Origin of the sequence: Aeromonas sp. QDB11 (genome assembly GCF_027705265.1) — a bacterium.
Classification (GTDB): domain Bacteria; phylum Pseudomonadota; class Gammaproteobacteria; order Enterobacterales; family Aeromonadaceae; genus Aeromonas; species Aeromonas allosaccharophila.
Window position 1 is genome coordinate 1 of the sequence record NZ_JAPDBM010000086.1, and the last position, 1,305, is coordinate 1,305.

Sequence of the window (1,305 nt, forward strand, 5' to 3'; positions counted from 1 at the left end):
AAGACGCTATAAACGCGGGCAGAAAAAAAGTGATCGGCATGATGTTATTGGCTGATCGACATGATGTTATTAGCCACCCCGGACAGGGCGATCACATCATCAATCAAGCTTTGGCCATTCTGGAGAGCCGACAGCGGCATCTGGGCCATGCCTTCACTCAGCCCAAAGCGGCAGCAGACTTCCTTCGGCTCAAGATGGGTGAATACGAGCGGGAAGTGTTCGCCGTCATGCTGCTCGACAATCAGCATCGGCTACTCGATTACCAAGAGCTGTTCTTCGGCACTATCAATGCTGGCACCGTTCACCCCCGTGAGGTGGTCAAGGCGGCTCTCAACAAAAACTCCGCAGCGGTCATTCTGGCCCATAACCATCCCTCTGGTATGGTCGATCCCTCGGATGCCGACAAGGCTGTCACAGCTCGTCTCAAGGAGTTGCTCGAGATGGTTGACGTGCGAGTGCTCGACCACTTTGTGGTGGGACAGCACGACATCGTCTCGTTTGCCGATAGGGGGCTGCTATGACCCCATCCAAACAGCTACAGGCTCTGTTCGACAAGATCATCGGCAGCTACCCCGATGCCACTGCCCTGACCCTCAACTTCCGAAGTCCCGGTTATTCCGCCGACACTGGTGGATACCGTCCGGTCGAAATTCGTCTGGAGAAACGGGCTGGGAGTTGGGGGCTCCTCTATGTGACGGAGTTCTGCTATGTCACCGATGAGCTGACTAAGTCGCTGGATTTCGACTTCGCCGCTGGGGTGTTCTACGACCCCTGGTGTGGAGAACGGCCGTTGGCCACAACCATGGACCTCTACCGGCTCTGGGAGAGGAACTTTCTCACCTATTACCGGATGGAGGTTTACCACTTGGATATTTCCCAAGAGTGACTGTTATGAACGACTTCACGAAAGCCCTGCTGCTCGATGCCTTGAAAGCGGCATTGACGGCATTTGCATCGGTCATCGTCAACGCGATGATGGCTCGCTATATGCCACCACACTTCTACAACATGAATGGAGATGAATACCAATGAAGAAGATGATCCTGAGTTCCTTGGCCCTAGCAGTATTGACCAGTGGCACTCTGTTTATTCACCAGCAACGTAAGGTCAAGAAGGCTGAATTGGCTAAGGTATTGCGGATGCCTGGTAGTACAACACATCATTAAGTCGAACCTGCAACCTACATATGTACTATTCAGATAATTATGAGTCCGTCATGCTGACAGAATGGGGTGGCGTTACCTGCATGGTACATATGTACCATTCAGATCATAACGAGTCCGTTAATTCGTCAGGATGGGGTGG

Annotated in this window: 3 protein-coding genes; all 3 read left to right on the forward strand. The window is 52.6% G+C overall.

The window, feature by feature from the left end; all coding sequences use genetic code 11:
* The first annotated feature begins 41 nt into the window (after positions 1–41).
* Genes radC through OKC40_RS20225 form a run of 3 tightly spaced genes read left to right on the forward strand, consistent with a single transcriptional unit; the run spans position 42 to position 1,032 of the window.
* Positions 42–521 (forward strand): RadC family protein, encoded by a 480-nt coding sequence (gene radC / locus OKC40_RS20215; RefSeq protein WP_270796758.1) that lies wholly within the window; start codon positions 42–44, stop codon positions 519–521.
* Complete coding sequence (locus OKC40_RS20220) at positions 518–886, forward strand: DUF2787 family protein (protein WP_182927818.1); 369 nt, start codon at positions 518–520, stop codon at positions 884–886. The genes radC and OKC40_RS20220 overlap by 4 nt, the downstream gene beginning before the upstream one ends.
* A 5-nt stretch (positions 887–891) precedes the next feature.
* Positions 892–1,032 (forward strand): hypothetical protein, encoded by a 141-nt coding sequence (locus OKC40_RS20225; protein ID WP_164470740.1) that lies wholly within the window; start codon positions 892–894, stop codon positions 1,030–1,032.
* The last annotated feature ends 273 nt before the right edge of the window (positions 1,033–1,305 follow it).

Excerpts from the sequence above, each read along its gene's own strand:
- radC (WP_270796758.1), top strand. The coding sequence starts at position 42 with ATGTTATTGGCTGATCGACATGATGTTATTAGCCACCCCGGACAGGGC.
- OKC40_RS20220 (WP_182927818.1), top strand. The coding sequence starts at position 518 with ATGACCCCATCCAAACAGCTACAGGCTCTGTTCGACAAGATCATCGGC.
- OKC40_RS20225 (WP_164470740.1), top strand. The coding sequence starts at position 892 with ATGAACGACTTCACGAAAGCCCTGCTGCTCGATGCCTTGAAAGCGGCA.